The sequence below is a fragment of the Halomarina halobia genome (assembly GCF_029338575.1).
Lineage (GTDB): Archaea > Halobacteriota > Halobacteria > Halobacteriales > Haloarculaceae > Halomarina > Halomarina halobia.
In genome coordinates, this window is record NZ_CP119994.1 from 1 (window position 1) to 19,911 (window position 19,911).

Annotated in this window: 21 protein-coding genes; 11 read left to right on the plus strand and 10 right to left on the minus strand. The window is 68.2% G+C overall.

Annotation, left to right across the window (positions count from 1 at the left end):
- Positions 1–10: 10 nt before the first annotated feature.
- Together P1K31_RS20800 and P1K31_RS20805 are read left to right on the plus strand one after the other, a co-directional pair.
- Complete coding sequence (locus P1K31_RS20800) at positions 11–325, plus strand: AbrB/MazE/SpoVT family DNA-binding domain-containing protein (protein ID WP_276306772.1); 315 nt, start codon at positions 11–13, stop codon at positions 323–325.
- Complete coding sequence (locus P1K31_RS20805; RefSeq protein ID WP_276306773.1) at positions 322–750, plus strand: PIN domain-containing protein; 429 nt, start codon at positions 322–324, stop codon at positions 748–750. The genes P1K31_RS20800 and P1K31_RS20805 overlap by 4 nt, the downstream gene beginning before the upstream one ends.
- A gap of 24 nt (positions 751–774) precedes the next feature.
- Here the strand turns inward: P1K31_RS20805 and P1K31_RS20810 are convergent, their stop codons facing one another.
- The 3 genes from P1K31_RS20810 to P1K31_RS20820 all read right to left on the minus strand — a co-directional run bounded on the left by P1K31_RS20810 (position 775) and on the right by P1K31_RS20820 (position 3,792).
- Complete coding sequence (locus P1K31_RS20810) at positions 775–1,896, minus strand: glycosyltransferase family 4 protein (RefSeq protein ID WP_276306774.1); 1,122 nt, start codon at positions 1,894–1,896, stop codon at positions 775–777.
- A gap of 135 nt (positions 1,897–2,031) precedes the next feature.
- Positions 2,032–2,784: a UTP--glucose-1-phosphate uridylyltransferase AglF gene (gene aglF / locus P1K31_RS20815; protein WP_276306775.1), complete on the minus strand. Its 753-nt coding sequence runs from the start codon at positions 2,782–2,784 to the stop codon at positions 2,032–2,034.
- A 54-nt stretch (positions 2,785–2,838) separates the two neighbouring features.
- On the minus strand, positions 2,839–3,792 hold the full coding sequence (locus P1K31_RS20820) for a glycosyltransferase family 2 protein (protein ID WP_276306813.1): 954 nt from the start codon (positions 3,790–3,792) through the stop codon (positions 2,839–2,841).
- Positions 3,793–4,011: 219 nt separating this feature from the next.
- Between P1K31_RS20820 and P1K31_RS20825 the strand changes: the two genes are divergently transcribed.
- On the plus strand, positions 4,012–5,574 hold the full coding sequence (locus tag P1K31_RS20825) for a lipopolysaccharide biosynthesis protein (RefSeq protein WP_276306777.1): 1,563 nt from the start codon (positions 4,012–4,014) through the stop codon (positions 5,572–5,574).
- Positions 5,575–5,602: 28 nt separating this feature from the next.
- On the opposite strand, the gene P1K31_RS20830 is transcribed toward P1K31_RS20825, so the two are convergent.
- Positions 5,603–5,836 carry a hypothetical protein gene (locus tag P1K31_RS20830; RefSeq protein ID WP_276306778.1) on the minus strand — a complete coding sequence of 78 codons (234 nt, stop codon included), beginning with the start codon at positions 5,834–5,836 and terminating at the stop codon, positions 5,603–5,605.
- A gap of 270 nt (positions 5,837–6,106) precedes the next feature.
- On the opposite strand from P1K31_RS20830, the gene P1K31_RS20835 reads away from it, so the two are divergent.
- From P1K31_RS20835 to P1K31_RS20865, 7 genes are all read left to right on the plus strand, one after another.
- Positions 6,107–7,021 carry a sugar phosphate isomerase/epimerase family protein gene (locus P1K31_RS20835; protein ID WP_276306779.1) on the plus strand — a complete coding sequence of 305 codons (915 nt, stop codon included), beginning with the start codon at positions 6,107–6,109 and terminating at the stop codon, positions 7,019–7,021.
- 141 nt (positions 7,022–7,162) lie between these two features.
- Complete coding sequence (locus tag P1K31_RS20840; protein WP_276306814.1) at positions 7,163–8,596, plus strand: glycosyltransferase family 39 protein; 1,434 nt, start codon at positions 7,163–7,165, stop codon at positions 8,594–8,596.
- A gap of 342 nt (positions 8,597–8,938) precedes the next feature.
- Positions 8,939–9,892, plus strand: coding sequence for a glycosyltransferase family 2 protein (locus tag P1K31_RS20845; RefSeq protein ID WP_276306781.1), 954 nt, complete (start codon positions 8,939–8,941; stop codon positions 9,890–9,892).
- Between the two features lie 99 nt (positions 9,893–9,991).
- Complete coding sequence (locus P1K31_RS20850) at positions 9,992–10,540, plus strand: Gfo/Idh/MocA family protein (RefSeq protein WP_276306815.1); 549 nt, start codon at positions 9,992–9,994, stop codon at positions 10,538–10,540.
- Positions 10,492–11,049, plus strand: a complete 558-nt coding sequence (locus tag P1K31_RS20855) for a Gfo/Idh/MocA family protein (RefSeq protein WP_276306816.1) — start codon at positions 10,492–10,494, stop codon at positions 11,047–11,049. The genes P1K31_RS20850 and P1K31_RS20855 overlap by 49 nt, the downstream gene beginning before the upstream one ends.
- Positions 11,046–11,924 (plus strand): DUF362 domain-containing protein, encoded by an 879-nt coding sequence (locus P1K31_RS20860; protein ID WP_276306783.1) that lies wholly within the window; start codon positions 11,046–11,048, stop codon positions 11,922–11,924. Before P1K31_RS20855 ends, P1K31_RS20860 begins: the two co-directional genes overlap by 4 nt.
- The gene (locus P1K31_RS20865) at positions 11,917–12,882 is read left to right on the plus strand and encodes an NAD-dependent epimerase/dehydratase family protein (protein ID WP_276306784.1); all 966 of its coding nucleotides are present in this window, start codon (positions 11,917–11,919) and stop codon (positions 12,880–12,882) included. Before P1K31_RS20860 ends, P1K31_RS20865 begins: the two co-directional genes overlap by 8 nt.
- Positions 12,883–13,109: 227 nt before the next feature.
- Here the strand turns inward: P1K31_RS20865 and P1K31_RS20870 are convergent, their stop codons facing one another.
- From P1K31_RS20870 to P1K31_RS20895, 6 genes are all read right to left on the minus strand, one after another.
- Positions 13,110–13,367: a hypothetical protein gene (locus P1K31_RS20870; protein WP_276306785.1), complete on the minus strand. Its 258-nt coding sequence runs from the start codon at positions 13,365–13,367 to the stop codon at positions 13,110–13,112.
- Positions 13,364–13,540 (minus strand): hypothetical protein, encoded by a 177-nt coding sequence (locus P1K31_RS20875; protein WP_276306817.1) that lies wholly within the window; start codon positions 13,538–13,540, stop codon positions 13,364–13,366. Before P1K31_RS20875 ends, P1K31_RS20870 begins: the two co-directional genes overlap by 4 nt.
- Complete coding sequence (locus P1K31_RS20880) at positions 13,483–13,875, minus strand: ArsR/SmtB family transcription factor (protein ID WP_276306818.1); 393 nt, start codon at positions 13,873–13,875, stop codon at positions 13,483–13,485. Before P1K31_RS20880 ends, P1K31_RS20875 begins: the two co-directional genes overlap by 58 nt.
- Positions 13,876–14,102: 227 nt before the next feature.
- Positions 14,103–15,920 (minus strand): glutamine--fructose-6-phosphate transaminase (isomerizing), encoded by a 1,818-nt coding sequence (gene glmS / locus P1K31_RS20885; protein ID WP_276306819.1) that lies wholly within the window; start codon positions 15,918–15,920, stop codon positions 14,103–14,105.
- Between the two features lie 365 nt (positions 15,921–16,285).
- Positions 16,286–16,912, minus strand: coding sequence for a DUF7344 domain-containing protein (locus P1K31_RS20890; RefSeq protein ID WP_276306787.1), 627 nt, complete (start codon positions 16,910–16,912; stop codon positions 16,286–16,288).
- Between the two features lie 522 nt (positions 16,913–17,434).
- Positions 17,435–18,376, minus strand: a complete 942-nt coding sequence (locus P1K31_RS20895) for an NAD-dependent epimerase/dehydratase family protein (RefSeq protein ID WP_276306788.1) — start codon at positions 18,374–18,376, stop codon at positions 17,435–17,437.
- Between the two features lie 311 nt (positions 18,377–18,687).
- On the opposite strand from P1K31_RS20895, the gene P1K31_RS20900 reads away from it, so the two are divergent.
- On the plus strand, positions 18,688–19,833 hold the full coding sequence (locus P1K31_RS20900) for an FG-GAP repeat domain-containing protein (protein ID WP_276306789.1): 1,146 nt from the start codon (positions 18,688–18,690) through the stop codon (positions 19,831–19,833).
- Positions 19,834–19,911: the final 78 nt, after the last annotated feature.

Sequence of the window (19,911 nt, forward strand, 5' to 3'; positions counted from 1 at the left end):
AAGAGAATGTATGAGTAAATCCGAGTCTGAAAAGGTGGTCTCGGTTTCGGCCCGCGGGCAGGCGACCATTCCGAAGGAGTTCCGGGAGGAATTAGGCATCGACACTCCCGGACGGGTGAAGTTCGTTCGCACCGACGAAGGGGAAATCGTCGTGCGTCCGATCCGATCCGTGGCGGATCTGCGCGGGATTCTGAAGGGGAAGACCGATTCCCGGGGGCGATCCGCCGTCGAACTGCTCCGGGACGAACGCGATCGCGATCGGGCCAGCGAGGCCGACCTTCGACGGCGGTACGTTGAGGAGGATGCGGACGGGGAGGAGCAGTGACCTCCGAGAGGGATGTCCCCGGACGCATCGTCTTCGACGCGGAGCCGCTCGTCGCCTACTTCTGCGACGAGCCGGGTAGCGATACCGTCCAGACGTACGTCGAGGCGGTAACCGGTTCGTCTGACGGCTACCTCTCCGCGGTCACCTTCACGGAGGTCCACTACGTCGTGCGCGCGATCGATGGCGAGGAACGGGCGGATGTGGTAGCCGACGTCATCGAGGAGACGGGCATCAGACGAGTCGACACCGCCGAGACATGGCGTCAAGCGGCCGAGTTCAAGTATCGGTACTCCCCGGCGCTGGGTGACGCCTTCGCGCTCGCGACTGCCGCTCACGTCGGCGGAGTACTGCTCGTTGGTGCGGACGACGATTACGACGAGATCGGCGATGTCCCGATCGAACGATTCAGGACCGACCCGGCGTGATCGCGGTACGTCTATCCGCTTCGCTCACCTGACGCCGAGCGTCTCCAGGATCCGCACCCAGTCCTCGGCGGCGGCCTCGTAGGAGTAGCGGTCGGCCACGCCCGCGGCGTTCTCGCCGAGGCGGGCGCACAGCTCGTCGTCGGCCAGCAGCCGGTCGAGCGCGGCAGCGAGCGTCCCCGCGGTCATCTCCTCCAGCACGAGCGCCGTCTCGCCGTCTCGCGCGACGTCGGGGACGTTCCCGACGGCCGGGACGACGCAGCCGAGTCCGGTCGCCATCGCCTCCACGAGCGTCAGGGGGAGCGCGTCGCGCTCGGAGGTGAGCACGAACGCCCGCGAGCGCCAGTAGTACGCGACCGGGTCGTCGACCCACCCGGGGAGGTCGACGCGGAGGCCGCGCTCGCGCACCCGTCGCTCCGCGGCGTCCTGGAGCGGGCCGTCGCCGAGCATCACGGCCGTGACCTCGCGGCCCGATTCCCGCAGTTCAGCCAGCGCCTCGACGAACAGCAGCGGGTCCTTCTCCGCGTCGAACCGGCCGACCCAGATGAGGTCGTAGTCGGCCTCGGCGTCGGGGTTCGGGTGGTAGGTGCCGACGTCGATCGGGTTGGCGAGGACCTCGATCCGTCCCCGCGGGACGCCCATGCCGACGAGCTGGTCGCGGAAGGCCGTTCCGGGCACCGAGATCGCGTCGAACCGGCGGATGAGCCAGCGCACGACGGCCCCGTAGCGCGAGCGCGCGTGCACGTCGAGGTCGATGCCGATGATGCCGAGGTGGGCGGGGATCCCGAAGGCGGTCCCGACGGCGAGCGCGATGCAGCCGTGGGGGAGCAGCGAGAAGGAGGCGACCGCGTCGTAGTCGCCGCGCCACGCCTCGTAGAGGGCGGCGACGAGCATGAGCGCGAGGCCGAGCGGCCGCGCGCCGAGGGAGGGGACGGTCCGGTAGTCGATACCGTCGAGTTCGCCGTCGCCGGTGATGCAGACCATCGTCACGTCCGCGGTCTCGGCGAGGGGACCGACGTGACGTTCGATCTTCGAGAGGTTCCGCGTGAAGTCGGTGACGACGAGCACCGAGGACGCGTGCTCGCGGTCGTCGCTCGCGGGTCGAGCGCGTCCGGCGGCGCGTGAGTCGGGACTGGCGCGTTGCGACACGGCTACCCGACGTATTCCCCGGACGAGGTATTGTTAGACGCGCGCTACTCCGCTCGCGCCGGTTCGCGGGGTGGTGGGTCGGTCGCACGACGTTCGATCACGCAGCGCCGCGCGCTCGGTCGCTCGGCCTCGATCTCAGTCGCTCGCCGACTCCGCGACCTCCTCCTCGGCCCCGCGGGCGGCCCGCAGTCGCCGCTCGGCCTCGTCGCGGTCCTCGGGGTAGCCCACGTCGATGCGCCAACCGTCGAGCGGGATGGCGTCGATGGTGCGCCCGCTCCGGATGAGGAGGTCGACCGCGTCGCTCAGTTCGTACTCCCCGCGGTCGGAGGGCTGGACGAGGTGGCAGGCGTGGAAGATCGCGGGGGAGAACGTGTAGAACCCGGTCATGACGAGATTCGACGGCGGGTCCTCGGGCTTCTCGACGACCTCCGTTATCTCGCCGTAGTCGTTCGTGTTGCACACGCCGAAGCGGGAGGCCTGCTCGTAGGGTACCTCCTCGACGAGGAACGCCGCGTCGGTGCGCTCCTCGGACTGGCGGCGCACCACGTCGGCCAGGTTGGCCTCGAAGATGTTGTCCCCCAGGATGAGCATGAAGTCGTCGTCGATGTACTCCTCGGCGGTCAGGAGGGCGTGGGCCAGCCCTTTGGTCTCGCGCTGGTGACAGTAGGTGATGGGGATGCCGTCGAAGCTGTCCCCGTAGTGGTCGATGATGTCCTCCTTGCGGTAGCCGACGACGACGACGAACTCGGACGCGCCGAGTTCGACGAGTCGCTCGAAGCAGTGGGTGAGGATCGGCTTCCCGTCGACCTCGACCAGTCCCTTCGGTCTATCGTCGGTGAGCGGACGGAGCCGGGTCCCCTTCCCGGCGGCGAGTACGACTGCCTGCATTGGATCCCACGAATCGCCTGACGGGTATTGTTATGGGCCTACTATCGCTCGCGTCTACCGAAAGTGACGAACGACGGACCGTTTGGTCCACTGCGCGGCGCTGAACGCGGGCCGACCGCCGAGCGACAGCGCGAGGAGGAGGTACGGCGTGGGTGCGAGCGGCCACGACCGGATCGACCGGAGGGCGAACCGCCGCGCGTCGTCGTAGTGTCCCGTCTTGAGCGCCGCGGAGGCGACGACGGTCGCGCGGGAGGCGATCATCTTCCGGACCGTCGTCCGGCCGTACTCGGCCGCGAGCGGGCGGAACGTCTCCACGAACAGCGGGTAGGCGACGTCGCGCTTCACCTCGAGATCGTCGCTGATCTGCTCGTGGTCGGCCATCCGGTGATCCACGAGCGGTTCGTCGACCGCCTCGACGCGGCAGGCGGTCGAGAGGCGGATCGGCCACTCCCGGTCCTGCCAGCAGGGGAACCGCTCGTCGGGCAACCCGACGCGTTCGACGAGGGACGCGCGGACCATCAGCGTGGAGAACGTGCCGAACGGCGCGCCACAGAGGAGTTCCTCGGTGGCGTCGCCGCGAACCGTCGGGCGGAGGACGTGGTTGACCCGGTCGCCGGTGACGTAGCGCTCGCCCGTGTGGACGAGGCCCACGTCCGGGTCGTCGAAGGCCTCGAGCTGGCGCTCGATCTTCGTCTCGTACCAGTAGTCGTCGTCGTCGATGAACGCGACAAATTCGCCGTTTGCGGCCTCGATCCCCGTATTTCGAGCCCCGTTCGCCCCCCTGTTCCGCTCGTGGCGGATACACGTCACCGACGCCCGGTCGCCGACGTCGAGCTCCGAGAGGGCCGGTCCGACCGGCTCGGGGGAGTGGTCGTCGACGATGATGAGCTCGACGCGCTCGTGGGTCTGATCGAGGACGCTCTGGGCGGCCTCGGGGAGTAACGTCGGGCGACCGTACGTCGGGACGACGACGCTCACCAGCGGTCGGGGATCGCCGGACGATGCCATTTTCCGGTTGTTTCGGTCCCTAACGCTTGGTTAAGCACATCCTTTCGAGTCGTTCGTTCACGCTCTACGATACGTTTTCTCACGACCGCGGTGGGCTTAGAAGAGTCATAACAATGCCCGTGTCTCCCCGAGGGAGTCCCGAATGACCAGAGTGCGCGAGCCGGCCCTCCGTTCGGGAGCGACGGCGATGGCGGTTCTCCGGACGGGGGCGCGGTCGCGATGAGCGGTATTCGGGACCTGCTCGTTCGCCTGAAGCGCCTCGTGAGGCCGAGCGGCGACGGCGTCGGCGAGCGGATGGTCAAGGGCGGTATGTGGGTCGGCGCACTCAACGTCATCGATCGGCTGTTGCAGATCACCCTCCTCATCGTCGTCGGGCGGGTGCTCGGGCCGGAGGCGCTCGGGCTGCTCGGCATCGCCCTCCTCGCCGTCAGCGCGCTGCGGCAGTTCTCCAACCTGGGGCTGAGCTCCTCGCTCATCTACAACAAGGACGAGAACGTCGACGACATGCTCAACACGGCGTGGGCGCTCCAGATCGGTCGTGGGGTCCTTCTGGCCGGGATCCTCCTCCTCGCCGCGCCGTTCATCGGCGAGACGATCTTCAGCGAACCGGCGGCCGTCCCGCTGCTGCAGGTCATCGGCCTCTCGCAGGTGTTCGTCGGACTTCGCAACCCGGCGACCGTCTACTTCCAGAAGGACCTCGAGTTCGACAAGCAGTTCGTCTACACCCTGAGCGGGTCGGTCGTCCAGTTCGTCTTCGCCATCTGGTACGCCTACACCTACGAGACGGTGTGGGCGCTCGTGCTCGCGTACGTCATCTCCGACTTCATCCGTATGGTCGTCTCGTACCTGATGCACGACTACCGCCCGAGCTTCGAGTTCGACCTCGATCACGCGAAGGAGATCACCAACTACGGCAAGTGGATCACCGCGACGTCCATCCTCTACTTCCTCTACAACGAGGGCGACGACGTCGTGGTCGGGGCGCTCGTCTCCACGACCGCGCTCGGCTTCTACCGCTACGCCTACCAGCTCTCGAACGCGCCCGCGACGGAGGTCACCCACGTCATCTCGAGCGTGACGTTCCCGGCGTACTCGAAGCTCCAGGACAACGTCCGACAGCTACGCGACGCGTACTTCCACACGCTGCAGGTGACGACGTTCCTCTCGTTTCCCATGTCGATGGGCATCATCGCCGTCACGCCCGCGTTCATCGCGGCCTTCCTCGGTGAGCAGTGGATGCCCATGGTGCTGACGATGCAGATCCTCGCCATCTACGGGCTCATGCGCTCGATGATGGCGACGATGGGGCCGGTGTTCAAGGCGACCGGACGGCCGGATCTCATCGCGAAGTTCTCGTTCCTCCGCGTCCTGATGCTCGCCGTGCTCGTCCCGGGTTCGATCCTCTACGGGCAGGAACTCGTGATGGCCCTGTTCGGCGTCGAACTCCAGGGGATCGAACTGGTCTCGCTCGCCATCGTCGCCGTGCAGATCTTCCCCATGATGCCGATCGACGTCTACTACCTGGTGCGCATCGTCGAGACGTCGTACGGTCGCGTCGCCCGCGACGTCGCCTTCCCGCTCGCGGCGAGCGTCTTCATGTTCGCGGTCGTGGTCGCCGTCGGCGCGTGGATCGACGCGTACCTGCCGGTGCTCGGCGTCTTCGTCGTCCAGATCGTCGTCGGGGCCGTCTCGTACGGGGTCGCGGCGCTGGTGCTCGACCGGGGCTTCGGCTGGGGGCTGGAGAAGAACTTCCGGAGCGTCGTCGCCGCGGTCAACGGGTAGCGGTTCCGAGGCACCGCGGCCCCGGTACTCACTTCTCGACGCAGGTCTGCGGGGCGACGTCAGTCCGATCGACCGCCCACGTCGTCGCGAGGTACGACGCCGCGAGACCCAGCGCGCCGGCCAGGACCGCGACCGAGGCGTCCGTCGGCGAGAGCGCGAGCAGGGGGATCACGACGACCCCGAGCAGGACGAGCGCCGCGATCAGCGTGGGACGGCTGTCGTCCGCTCCTCCGGTCCGCGGTCCGGGCCTCTCTCGTGTCACGAGGCTAGTGATCGATTGGCACGATAAGTACTTACTGGTCCTCCGGTTCGGCGCGGCGGACGCGGAGCGTCCACCGACGGAGCGTCGCTCGCACGCCCCCTGGCGGGTTATGTGACAGCTACCCTACCTGTGTGACGTTCCGGTCGTCCGGAACGCTCCCGTCCGGGGCGTAGGGGCGTTATTACAATAGTATCGAACGTGGTGACTGTCGGACATGCCAACGCCGTACGCCGTCGGGCGCGTCGGGCCTCTCCACGGGTGGTCCGCGTAATGCGCCCCGCGATCCAGCTCTACACCGTGCGGGATATCGACGAACCGCTGCCGGAGCTCGTCCGCCGGGTCGCGGCCGCGGGCTTCGAGGGCGTCGAGTTCGCCACGCGCGTCGCCGAGGCGGATCCGAAGGCGGTCGGCGACGCGCTCGCGGAAGCCGGCGTCGAACCGATCGGCGCGCACGTCGACCTGCGCGCGATCGAGGCGGACCTCGACGCGGTCGCCGAGCGGTACCGGGCGCTCGGCGTCACCCGTCTCGTCATCCCCCACCTGCCGGTGACCCACTACCGGACGCCGGGCCGCCTCGACGAACTGGCCGCGCGGCTGAACGCCGTCGGTTCGGCGCTCGCCGATCGCGGCCTCTCGCTCGTCTACCACAACCAGGTCCACGACTTCCTGCCGGTCCATCGACCGTCGGCCCTCGAACGGTTCCTCACGGCCGTTCACCCCCACTCCCCGGGGGCGAGCAAGGCCCAGACCGGCCTCGGCCTGCTCGGCGACCGCGCGCTGCGCGCCGTGGCGTCCCCGCCCGTCGCCGCCGCGTCCGTCGAGTCGACCGCCTACGGCCGCCTCGTGGCGCGGACCAGCCCGGAGGCCGTCGCGTTCGAGGTGGACGTCGGCGGCGTCACCGCCGCCGGTTACGATCCCGGCGACGTCCTCGACTTCGTCGGCGACCGCGCCCCGCTCGTCCACATGAAGGACGTCGTCGTGGACGGCGACCCCGGGCCGCTGGCGTCCGTCCGCTCGACGAATCCCGGCCGCGGGCTCGTCGACTTCCCCGGCGCGGCCCGGGCCGCGGAGCGCAACGGCGTCGACTGGCTGGTCTTCGAGCACGACCACCCCGAGGACCCCATCACCACGCTGCGCGTGGGCGCCGATACGCTGATCGACCTCACGAGCGCGGTTCAACCCTGACGCGTCGCCCGGCCGTCGCCGCGACCGGCCGCCTGCGCGGGACACCCCCGAGATCCACCACGATCGTTGATGGATGAAACTCACTGGCACGGGACGTACTCGGCCAGTATCGTTATCAGCGGGTCCTGATTACCACCACTAATGTCAGAGCGGGTCGTTCGTGCGGGCCGGACGCGGATAGCGCTCGCGGCCGTCGTGCTCGTCGGCGCGGCCGTGCGCCTGTACGGGATCGGGAGGGACAGCCTCTGGTTGGACGAGCTCATCACGATGGAGTTCATCCAGCGGTACGACACGCTCGAACTGTTCGTCGTCATCCCGCTCAGTCAGCCCCACCTGCCGCTGTACTACGTCCTGCTCGACCTGTGGGCGTCGGCGTTCGGTATGTCGCCCGTCGCGCTCCGCTCGTTCTCGGCGCTGTTCGGCATCGCCTCCATCCCCCTGTTCTACCTCGCCGGGCGCGAGTTGTTCAACGACGCGACGGGGCTGGTCGCCGCCCTGATCTACGCGCTGGCGCAGGTGCAGGTCTACCACGCCCAGGAGGTGCGGATGTACACGCTGTTCGCGTTTCTCGCGCTCTCCTCGCTGTACCTGTTCGTTCGGTACCTGCGAACGGAGTCGCGACGCACGGCGGCCGCCTACGCGCTCGCGACGATCCTCCTCGTCTACAGCCATCCGTTCGCCGTGTTCGTCGTCGCGGGGGAGAGCGCCTACCTCGCCTTCGCGGTCCTGCGGGGTCGCGTCGCCGACCTCCGGCGGGCGGTCGGGACGCAGGCCGCCCTCGGCCTCGCGGTGCTCCCGCTGGTCGTCGGTGCCCTCTTCCGCTTCGGCGGCGGCGTGACGCTCGATTACATCCCGACGCCGACGCCACAGCTCGTGATCGCGGTGGTGACGGGGTACTTCGCGCGGACGGGGATCGTGCCGGCGCTGGCGTACGTCTCGGTGCTCGTCGGGGGACTGCTCGTCCTCGCGGTCACGGACGGCTGCTTCTCCGCGTCGCTCGACGCGCGTCGCCCGGGGCGGACGTTACGGAACCTCCGCGAGCGCGTCGGGTTCACCGACCGATGGGAGGTCCACCTCCTGCTGTTCTGGCTCGCCGGGACGTTCCTCCTGCCGCTCGTCGTCTCCTACGCGCTCACCCCCGTCTTCTGGCCGCGATACACCATCGCCGCCTCCTTCGCGCTCTACCTGCTCGTCGGATACGGCGTCAGCAGGGCGAAGCGCTCGCACGTTCGCCTCGCGCTCGTCGTCCTCCTGCTCGTCGCGCTCGTCCCGCCGACGACCTTCTACCTCACCACCGACACCCGCGAGCAGTGGGACGAGGCGACCGCCGACGTCGAACAGCGCGCGGATCGAGGCGCGCTGGTCGTCGTCGCGGATCAGGTCACCGAACGCGCCTTCGAGTACTACCAGACCCGGGACGACCTCGTGGTCAAACCGATCAACGCGGACGACGCACCCAACGGAACGGAACGCACAGCGACGCGGAGATCAGGCGGAAGATGGCCGGCCACGACGAGGTGTGGGTGGTCCTCTCTCACACGGAAGACGAGGACGACGAGCGCATCAAGGCGATAGCGAGCGACGGCCGTCGGCAGACGTGGCACCGGGAGTACATCGACATCGAGGTGTACCGCTATGAAGGTACGGAGGCTGATAATGAACGCGTACGATAGTGTCACTGGACCCGCCCTAAAGGTTCTTCTTATCGCACGTGAAACGACGTGCAACTATATCCGGCGGGCGGGAGAATCAGATACAACTAAAGGTGTAATCGATGTATTCCCGTGTAGTTCGAGCGGGTGAGTTCGCTCGCTCGGGCCGGATAGGCCAGCGTCTCTGGCGGAGGATAAATAGGGCAGCCACTGGTCTATCGGGAACGACCGGTCGTCGTCGGCCGGTATCAGAGGTTCGCACACAATGACGGAACAAGCTACTAACGCGGAAGGAACGACGGCCGTGGCCGCAGCGGCGACCGTGCCGTTCGTGTCCGTCATCGTTCCGGTCTACAACGACCCCGAGGGACTTCGCACGACCCTCGATACGCTCATCGATCAGACCTACCCCGAGGAGCACTACGAGATACTGGTCGTCGACAACCGATCGAACGACGGGACGCGGGCAGTCGCACAGGAGTACGCGGAGGCGTACGAGCGCGTGACGGCGCTCGACGAGCGTCGCCGGCAGAGTTCGTACGCGGCGCGAACGCGGGCGTTACACTGCGCCACGGGCGACGTCATGGCGTTCATCGACGCCGACATGACCGTCGACCCCGACTGGCTCGAACGCGTCGTCGAGACGATGGACGAGGAGGAGATCGACTACCTGGCGTGCAACGTCAAGCTGTACTCCGTCGGGGAGGAGTCGCTCGCGGCGAAGTTCAACCGCCTGAGCGGCTTTCCCATCGAGGACTACGTCTCCGAGTTCCACTACGCGCCGACGTGCTGTCTGGCCGTCCGCCGGGAGGTCGTGGAGGACGTGGGCCCGTTCGACGTCCGCTTCACGTCGAGCGGCGACCGCGAGTTCGGCCACCGCGTCTATCGGGCGGGGTGGACGCTCGGCTACGCCGCCGACGTTCACATGTACCACCCGACGCGGACGACGCTGAAGGCGCTCGTCAAGAAGTCCATCCGCATCGGCCGGGGTAAGAACCAGCTCAGGCGCATCTACCCCGAGCGCTACGGCAGCTCCGCGCGGCTCATCTTCAACCCCGCGATCTACGTACCGGCGACGCCGGGGCAGGTCCGCGCCGCGCTACGTAACTGGGACGACCTTCCCCTCTCGGAGAAACTCCTGTTCTATGCGCTCACTTACCTGCTCAAACTGACCAACGCGTACGGCGCTGTTCGCGACGCTATCGAGCATCGCGGGTAGCGAGTGTATAACAAGATGTGACAGCGGCCGTTGTTCCGGTAATGACTACGAGGACGCCGTCGAGTAGCATCGGCAGAGGACCGCTCAGGGGGGCCGTCGATGCCGCGTGAGCTGGCCGTCGGACTGCTCGGCGTCGGTCACATCGGGACCGTCCACCTCCAGACGGCGAGCACGCTGGAGGGAGTCACCGTCGCCGCGGCCGCGGACGCGGTCGAGGGTAACCGGGAGCGCGCGAAGCGCCTCGGCGTCCGCCGCACCTACGACGACTACGCCGACCTCCTGGCGTCCGAGTCGCTCGACGCGGTCGTGGTGGCCCTCCCGCCGTTTCTCCACGCCGACGCCGCGGTCGCGGCCGCCGAGGCGGGCTGTGACGTCTTCGTCGAGAAGCCGTTCGCGCGCACCCCCGAGGAGGGGCGACGGATGCTCGACGCCGCGGACGCCGCGGGCGTCTCGGTCGGCGTCGATCACACTATCCGCTATCAGCCCGAGATGCGACGGCTGAAGGAACTGCTCGACGAGGGGCGTCTCGGCCACGTCCCCATCGCGTCCATCTCGCGCATCAACAACGGACCGTTCGACGCGCCGCCGGCCGATCGAAGGTGCCGACCTGGCAGCTCGATCCCGAGGCGACCGGCGGTGGGGCGCTGATGGACCTCGGCATCCACTTGCTCGACGTGCTGGAGTGGTTCTTCGGCGACCTCACCGTCGAACACGCCGTCACCGACCGCCAGCTGAACCTCCCCTACGAGGACGCCGCCACGGTGGTCGTCAGGGGCGAGCGCGGAACGACGGCGACGCTCACCTGCGGGTTCTTCCAGTGGGAGACGCCGCCGGACGTGACGAGCTACCTCCGCCTCGACGGCATCGCCGACTCGGTCGTGAGCACCGACTATGTCCCGCGACGCTTCACCACCTACGCCGCCCGCTCGGCGCTCGAGAACCTCGGCCGCCGCCTGCGCGGCGACGAGCCGGAGTACTTCAAGCCCACGTACTACTACCAGGCCCACTACTGGGCGCTGCGGGACTTCCTCGACGCCGTGCGCGACGGCGAGTCGCCGCCGGTCGGCGGCGAGACGGGCCTGCGGATGGTCGAACACGTCAGGGAAGCCTACCGCATCGCGGACGCCGACGCGGCGCTCGTGGAGGTGACGGAGTGACCCCCCGCGTCTCCGGTCGCCGGGTCGACGGGACGGCGGCGTCGCTCGCCGGGGCCGTCATGGACCTCCTCGACGACGCGCCGCCCGCCGGACGCGCGCTCGTCGTGCCGGACGTGCACTACCCCTTCCACCCCAGCACTGGCCTCGTCACTGATCCGGGCGTGGTCGGCGTCCTGATCGAGTTCCTCCAGGGACGCGGCACGGAGGTTCTGCTCTGTTACCCCGACTCCCCGTGGGTCGCGGGCGATCGCTGCGCCGCGTTCCTCGGCTACGACGAGGTCGTAGACCGCCTCGGCGTGGACGTGCTCGACCTCGACGCCGCCGGGTCGGTCGAGCGGACCGTCACCATCGGCGACAGCCGCCGTCGGGTGACGGTCCCCGAGCCGCTCGACTCGGAGACGCTCGTGACCGTCCCGACGCTCCGCACCGACCCCGACCACGGCTTCGTCGCCGGGATGGCCGCGACCGCCCTCGGCGCGCTCGGCGCCGACGCGGCCGACGCGACCGCCGAGGACGTCGTCGCCGCGGCCGCGGTGTGCGATCCGGCGGCCGTCCTCCTCGACGGCACGTACACCTACACCGGCGCGCCCCACCGGTCGGGGTTCCTCCTCGCGAGTTCGGACGCGCCGACGCTCGACGCGGCCGCCGCTCGGCTCGTGAACGAGGACCCCGAGGAGGTGCCCTACCTCGCGCCCCACGGCGTCCGGACGCCACCCGTCGCCGGCCTCGACCTCGACGAGATCGCGGACCGCCTCCCGAACGAGCGCGAGGAGACGGGGGAGACCTCCCCCGTCATGCAGACGGGGTACCGGCTCTACTCCCGCGTCACCGGCGACCTGCTCCCGCCGCAGTTCATGGGGGACCCGGATGCCTGAGCGCGCGCTCGTCACCGGCGCGACCGGCTTCCTCGGCTCGCACCTCTGTGCGGCACTCGCGGCGGGGGACTGGGAGGTCACCGGGACGCGCCGGCCGACCTCCGACGCCACCGCCCTCGCGGACGTGGACATGGCGTGGGCCACGATGGACGTGCTCGACCCCGCCGCCGTCAGCGCGGCCGTCGAGGGCCACGACTACGTCTTCCACCTTGCCGGCATCGGCCTGCAGGCCGGCGACGCGGAGACGGTAGAGCGGGTGAACCGCGACGGGACGGAACACGTCCTCGACGCCGCGCGGGAGCACGGCGTCGAGCGCGTCCTGTTCACGAGCACGGCGGGGACCCGTCGGGCGCGGGGGACCGCGACCGAGGACGACGTCGCGGAGCCGATCGGCGCGTACCAGCGCGGGAAGGCCGCCGCAGAGACGCTGTGCGACGAGTACGGCGAGGCGGGCCTCGACGTGGTCACCGTCCACCCCACGTCGATCTTCGGGCCGCGCGACCCGGACTTCACGGGGCGCATGTTCGCGCTCGTGAACAACCCGCTCGCCGTGGTGCATCCCCCCGGCGGGGCGAGCTTCGTCGGCGTCGGCGACGTCGTCGACGGGATCGTCGCCGCCGCGGAGCGGGGCGAGGCGGACGAGCACTACGTCCTCGGCGGCGAGAACCTCACCTACGCCGAGGCGCTGACCGTCATCGCCGCGCTGACTGGGGGTCAGAAACCGGCGGTGGAACTCCCCCCGACGCTCGTCCACGCCGCCGGGCCGGTCGTCGGCCGGGTGAACGACCTCCTCGGGACGCGGATGTTCCCCTTCGACGGGGAGATGGCGCGGCTCTCGACGAAGCGACTCTTCTACAGCAGTCGGAAGGCGGAGGCGGAACTTGGCTACGCGTACCGGCCGCTCAGGGAGGTAGTTCCCGACGCGTGGGCGTGGTATCGGAACGCCGAGGGACGATAACCGGCTGGCACACGATTCGCCGGTTCGTGTCGGGCGTCGAGTAGCTTCCCTGGCCCGCAGCACGATTGTTGGCACACGAACTGGCACGCGAACCGGGGAAGCCATCTGAAAATTCAGCACCACGTATAATAAACCTTCGGCAGCGGCGTCGCCGCCGGTACGCCGTCGTCGACCGATCTCGGCACCCGCCGCGATCGGTCGTCCGGCGTACTGGTACGTTTTCTGATCTATCCGTCTTCGGACGTGTCGTCCTCGTCGGCGAACGTCGCCGGATCGGGGAGCGCCTCGACGCCCTCGTGGAGGCCGAGGTAGCGCGCGTCCGCGACGGTCCGCTCGAACGCCTCCACGCTATCGTACTCGCGGAGCGTGAGGACGTGGCCGTCCTCGACGAGGTAGACGATCTCCACGCAGTCCGGGTGCCGATAGTGGTCGGCCCTGCGCGGGTCTTCGGGCGGATCCGGTATGTGTGGGTCGGGGTTCGTCATAGAGCGTCGTTCAGCGTTCCCTGATTCGAATCGTCGTCGTCGCGCTCCGCTTCTGCGCGCTTGTTCAGCTCGGCCCAGACGGTGAGAAACTCACTGAAGAGGTGTTCGGGGAGCTTCAACTGGATGTCGACGACCCGCGTTCCGTCCTCCTCGCGCTCGTCGGGGTCGAACACCGTGAACGTCGGCAGCGGTCCCCCGACTCGGTCGCGTCGTCGATCTGGACGGTGATCCCCTCCTCGTCGAGCACGATCTCGACGTGCTGGATGGCCGTGCGGTACTCCTTTCCCCCCGAGACGGCGTTGCCCCCGATCCGGGGGCGCTCCTCCAGCAGTCCGGAGTCGATGAGGTGGTTCAATCGACGGTAGATCGTCGCCTCGGAGACGTCACACAGTTCGGCGAGCTCGCCGACGCTCCGGGTATCGTTCGCGCAGGCGGCGAGGACCGCCCGCGAGACGTCGTCGCCGAGGTGGTCGAGCAGTTCCGAGAGCTGGGGCTCCGGGTCGGACATCTCACGGCACCCCGGCAGCGCCGGCCGCCCCGCTGGGTGCGACCACTCGCCGCGGGGACCTCCGTCGGTGAACGCCTACTCATACCCGTGTTCGGCTATCATTTCCCTGAGCTATTAGTGTAGCGCCTGGTCTTCCTCACACGGTCGGTCACGGCGGCTGCTTGTTAAGCGCGGCGGGCCGACGATCCCCGTCCGGACGGGCGTTTCTCGCGTCGGCACGGACGGTGTCACTCGACGGTGACGCTCTTGGCGAGGTTGCGCGGCTTGTCGATGGGCCGGCCGAGGAGGTCCGCGGCGTAGTACGAGACGAGCTGCAGTTGGACGTTGGCGAGGATGCCCGCGGCCTCCGGTTCCGTCTCCGGGATCTCGATGACGTAGTCGGCGAACGAGGCGGCGGACGCGTGGCGCGGCGTGGTGACGACGATCACCGGCGCGCCGCGCGCCTGCACCTCCTTCAGGTTGTTCAGCGTCTTCGTCTCGTCCTTCCCGGTGAGGACGCCGAACAGCGGCGTCTCCGGCGTGACCAGCGCGAGGGGGCCGTGTTTCAGTTCGGAGGCGGCGAAGCCCTCGGCGTGTTCGTAGCTGATCTCCTTCATCTTCAGCGCCCCCTCCAGCGCGACGGCGTACGCCGGACCGCGCCCGATGAAGAAGTACGCGTCGCAGCCGTAGAGCGCCTCCGCGACCTCGCGGGCCGTCCCGTCGTCGAGCACCTGCTGGACGTCGCCCGGCAGCTCGGAGAGCGCCGCCAGCAGGTCGCGAGCGCCGGCGCTCGCGACGCCCGTCACGTCGCCCGCGATGCGCTCGCCAAGCAGCGTCAGCGCCGCGACCTGCGAGGTGAACGTCTTGGTGGCGGCGACGCCGATCTCCGGCCCCGCGCGGATGAACAGCTCGTCGTCGCACTCGCGGGTGACGCTCGACCCGACGACGTTCGTGACCGCGAGCGTCCGCGCGCCCGCGCTCCGGGCGCGGCGGACGGCGTTGAGCGTGTCGGCCGTCTCGCCGCTCTGCGTGACGGCGACGACCAGCGTCCGACCGTCCGCGGGCGGCGGACAGTCGGCGTACTCCCCCGCCATGTAGGCGTGCGCGGGGATGCCGTGCGCGGTGAGCATCGACGCGGCGTACATCCCGGCGTGGTGGGAGGTGCCCATCGCGACGAACTGCACCTGCTCGACGTCCTCGAAGGTGCCGGGCGGGAACTCGGGGAGGTCGACCTTCCCCGCGAGCGCGTCGACGCGGCCGTGGAGGGTCTGACGGAGCGACTCGGGTTGCTCGTTGATCTCCTTCAGCATGTAGTGGGGGTAGCCGGACTTACCCGCCGCCTCCGGCTCCCAGTCGACGGTCTCGACCGGCCGGTTCACCGGGATCCCGTTGGGATCGGTGATCTCGTACCCCCCCGGACGGACGACGACGACGTCCGTGTCCTCGAGGTAGACGACCTCGTCCGTGTACTCGCGGAAGGCGGGGACGTCGCTCGCGAGGAAGTACCGCCCGTCGGCCCGTCCCAGCACGAGCGGCGATCCGTTGCGGGTCGCGTAGACGACGTCCTCGCCGTCGATGAGGCAGGCGACGGCGTAGCTCCCGTCGAGGCGGGCGATGGCCGCCCGGAAGGCGTCGGCCGGCGACTTCCCCGTCTCCAGTTCGGACTCGATGAGGTGCGGGATGACCTCCGTGTCGGTGTCGCTCCTGAACTCGTGGCCCTCGGCGGCGAGGTCGGTCCGGAGCCCGTCGTAGTTGTCGATGATCCCGTTGTGGACGACGGCGATGCGTCCCGAGCAATCCGTGTGTGGGTGGGCGTTCTCGTCGGTCGGCGGGCCGTGGGTCGACCAGCGCGTGTGTCCGATGCCGATCCCGCCGGTCGGCCGCTCGCTACCCACCGCCTCGCGGAGTCGGTCGAGTTCGCCCTCCCGCTTGATCACCTCCAGTCCGCGTCCGTTCTTGACCGCGATGCCCGCGGAGTCGTACCCCCGATACTCGAGGTTCGAGAGCCCGGTCAGGAGGCCGCCGACCGCGTCGTCGGTTCCGACGTACGCGGTGATGCCGCACATCAGCGACTCACCCCCGGAACGTGGTGTACTGCGCCATCGACGTCTCCGTGTCGGCTACCCTGAGCGCTCATGATCAATTTTTCCAACTGTATCTTTATTAGTTTAATCGTGCACAGATTTGTATTAAATTTCCGCAGGGTGGTCTCCGAACGGTCACCCCGGTAGGGACCAATCGTCCTCTCCAGCCACGGGATTCCCACGTATCCACGGCGCATCATCTACCGATAGCAGCCAGCCCGGGACCTTTGTTAAAAACAGGTTGTCGATGAACGGACGAAAAACCGTCCGGGTTAGGAGCGTGCTACACCCGGTCGGTGCAGCACGCTCGAACGAGAGTACGAGCGATGGGGTCAGGAGGAGCGAACTCAGGACACCGAGGGCTCGGCGTCGAGGTGCTCGAGCACCGGGGCCAGCGGCGAGTCCTCCTCGCCGTCGGCTTTCGCCCGGAACTGGTTCGCGGTGACGAACAGCAGAGCGGCCGTGCTCAGGAACGTCCACACCAGCGGTTCGATCCCACCCAGTACCGGTGCGCCCAGGGCCCCGCCGGAGACGAGCACCCCGACCGCGAGTCCGACGTACAGATTGCTCCTCGGGACCCGATCGGTAGTGTCCGTCTGCACGGTGAGATACGGGGTGAGCTGCTCTGCGACCTCCCGCAGTTCGATGGTCCCCCGATGCTTGTCGAAGTCCACGATCCCGGCGTCGTCCATCTTCGGGAGGTGACACTGGTAGAGGCCGATGTAGACGCGCTTTCGTTGCGCGGACGAGAGCGCGTTCACCTCTATTCCGTTTTCCATCGCCGCGATGTGTTCCGCGAGCTCGCCGATGTTGGCGGAACCGTCGTGCTCCCAGAGATACTGGAGAATGTCGCGCCGACGTCGATTCTTGAGGATCTCGAACACCGTGTCGAGCGGAAGCTTTTCCGACCCGGCGTCGGCGGAGTCAGTCGGTGACGACGGTTCGTCCGGCGTCTGAAGTCGAGTTTGGCTCATTTGGATACCACCTGTGGCTGGTCGCAGCGGCTGGCTGCACCTACCGGTCGTGCCGCGTACCGAAGCGGCCGCGACGAGATCGGAGTTATGTCCGCCGTACCGATTATACGAACGTCCGTGATCGGCGGACACGCGTGCATCCCCACGATGCTGCGTCAGCAGTTCCAGTGTAATCTATGAATAGCTTAATAAGTAACTGATTTATGCAGGGGCTGCAAAACCCCCCGCCCGTTTTGCAGAATGTGCGAAAACTGATACGGGCATCTGAGGTTCGTTCCGATCGATTGCAGGTTACTTTCTTGCCCAGATGATTGAATTATACGCTCGTGAGCGGCTGGCGGCCGTCATGCGGTCGTCAGACGTTATATGGGGGTGCGTCGTCTCCGGTCGATCAGGGCGGCTCCGCCGGGTGCCGATGTCCGGTTAGCGGACGATTTTTCGCGGGTTATCGACCTCGAACGGTTTCTCGGGGTTCTCAGGGGCGAATTTCTCGCCGTCGAGGAGTGCCCAGTGGTAACGCGGTCACCGCCGGCGGACGGTCCCGTCGCCGTCGACGAGCGCCGCCAGGCCGTCGTGCAGCCCGACCGACGGTTCGTAGCCGAGGTCCCGCCGGGCCTTCGAGATGTCCGCTCGGCTCTTCTGAATGTCACCCGGACGGCGATCGACGTGGATGACCTCGCCGCGCGAATCGGTGAGGTCGGCGACGAGTCGGGCGAGTTCGAGGACGCTCACGCTCCGTCCGGTGCCGACGTTGTACGCCTCGCCAACCCGATCGGTCGTCGCCGCCAGCAGGTTCGCCCGGACCACGTCGTTGACGTGGACGAAGTCACGTATCTGCGACCCGTCGCCCTCGATCGTTATGGGCTGTCCGCTACACGCCTGTTCGAGGAACGTGGTGATGACGCTGCTGTAGTCCGCACACGCCTGTCGGGGTCCGTAGACGTTGAAGTACCGGAGGGCAACGGTGTCGAGGTCATAGAGCTCGTTGTACAGCCGCGCGTAGTGGTCCGCGGCGAGTTTCTCGACGCCGTACGGCGAGGTCGGCGTCGTCGGCTCGTCCTCGGAGATGGGAACCGACGTCGGGTTCCCGTAGATCGCGGTGCTCGACGCCACGATCACGCGCGCGTCAGTGCGGCGCGCGCGTTCGAGCACGGTGAGCGTCCCCTGCACGTTCGCGCGGTGGCTCGCGCTCGGATCGTCCACGGACCGCTTGATGCTCGCGTTCGCCGCCTGGTGGAAGACGAGATCGACGTCGGCTATCACCTCCGAAACGACCGCGGGGTCACAGACGTCCCCCTCGATCACCGTCGCCCCGGGGTGGACGTGTCCGCGGCGTCCCGTCGAGAAGTCGTCGATGATGTGCACCTCGTTGTCCTGGGCGAGCGCGTCGACCAGGTGGCTCCCGATGAACCCCGCGCCCCCCGTGACCAACACGCTCCGACCCTCGAGCGTCGCGGATGCCATTGCGACCGTCCTCGGCGCCCGGGGCGTATGGTTATTAGTATTCTATCGTGATAGATTGCGCATTCGACGGCGGGACTACCACCGGAGACGAGCAGTCGCTACGGCGATACGTCGAACGCGAACGCGCCGACGGCGGTGCCGCGGTGCTCGTTACGCGATCCCTACCAAGGGAAAGGTGTATCGTACGCGGAACGTCGTCGCCCGGCGACCGCCGCGCGAGTGGTCGTCGGGCGGCGGAGTGGTTCGGTTCCCGGTCTGTCAGGAATCGGTAGGCGAGTCATTACAACGACCGTGAAAGACCAAGCGAAACCATGCACTTCCGGCACGAGCGAATCGACTCGCGCCCTCCCTGTGGCCGGTTGAGTACCTGCTTCACGACCGATCTGACCGGAAACGGCCGGCCGGACGTCATCGTCGGCGGGATGGGACGCTACCCGACGGTCTCGCTCAACGGCACCGAGATCAAGCTCCGGCTCCTGCCGGGGATCGGCTCGCTCCTCCCCCGCTTCGAGACGAACGTCTTCTGGTACGAGAACCCCGGCTGGGAGCGCCACACCCTCGCCGCCGAGCGGGACCTCCACCTCGACGTCGGCGGGACCCTCCACGACGTGGACGGCGACGGCCGCGTCGACCTGATCGTCGGCCAGGGCTACGGGCACGGCGACGTCTACTGGTACCGCCAGCCCGAGGACCCCCGCGAGCCGTGGGAGCAGCACCTGCTCACCGACCGCTTCCGGAAGTACCACGACTTCGCGGTCGGCGACGTGGACGACGACGGCGAGCCCGAGATCGTCGGCCTCTCCCAGGAGGCCGCCACCGTCTTCTACTTCGACATTCCCGCGGACCCGACCGTCGAGCCGTGGCCCGACTGGTGCTGCCACGTCGTCGACCGCGACCGCTCGGTCGAGGGCGTCCACGTCGGCGACGTCGACGGCGACGGCCGCACCGAGATCGTCGCCGGGACGGGCATCTACCACCGCGACGACGACGGCTCGTGGGACCGCGAGTCCATCGTCGAGGGGTGGGACGACGTGCGCGTGGCGGTGGCCGACCTCGACGGTGACGGCGAGGACGAGATCGTCCTCGCGGAGGGCGACTCGCCCATCTACGGCACCCACCCCGCGCAGGTCGCGTGGTTCGACGGACCGGACTGGACGCCGCACGTCCTCCGCGACGACATGTACTGCCCGCACAGCCTCCAGGTCGGCGACCTGACGGGTGACGGACGACCGGACGTCTACGTCGGCGAGATGGGTCTGGGCGAGAACGACGACCCGGAGCACGTCGTGTTCAGGAACCGCGGCGACGGCGCGTTCGAGGAGGTCGTCGTCGAGCGCGGCGTCGCGACCCACGAGGCGAAACTCGCCGACGTGAACGGCGACGGCCGACTCGACGTCGTCGGCAAGTCCTACGGGCCGACCCACCACGTCGACGTCTGGTACAACGAGACCGATTGACGGCACGCGGGCGAACGCCGGTCCGACGAACCGGGCCGCGGAGCGGTACGAACTATCCAAACTGTACAAACTGTACAA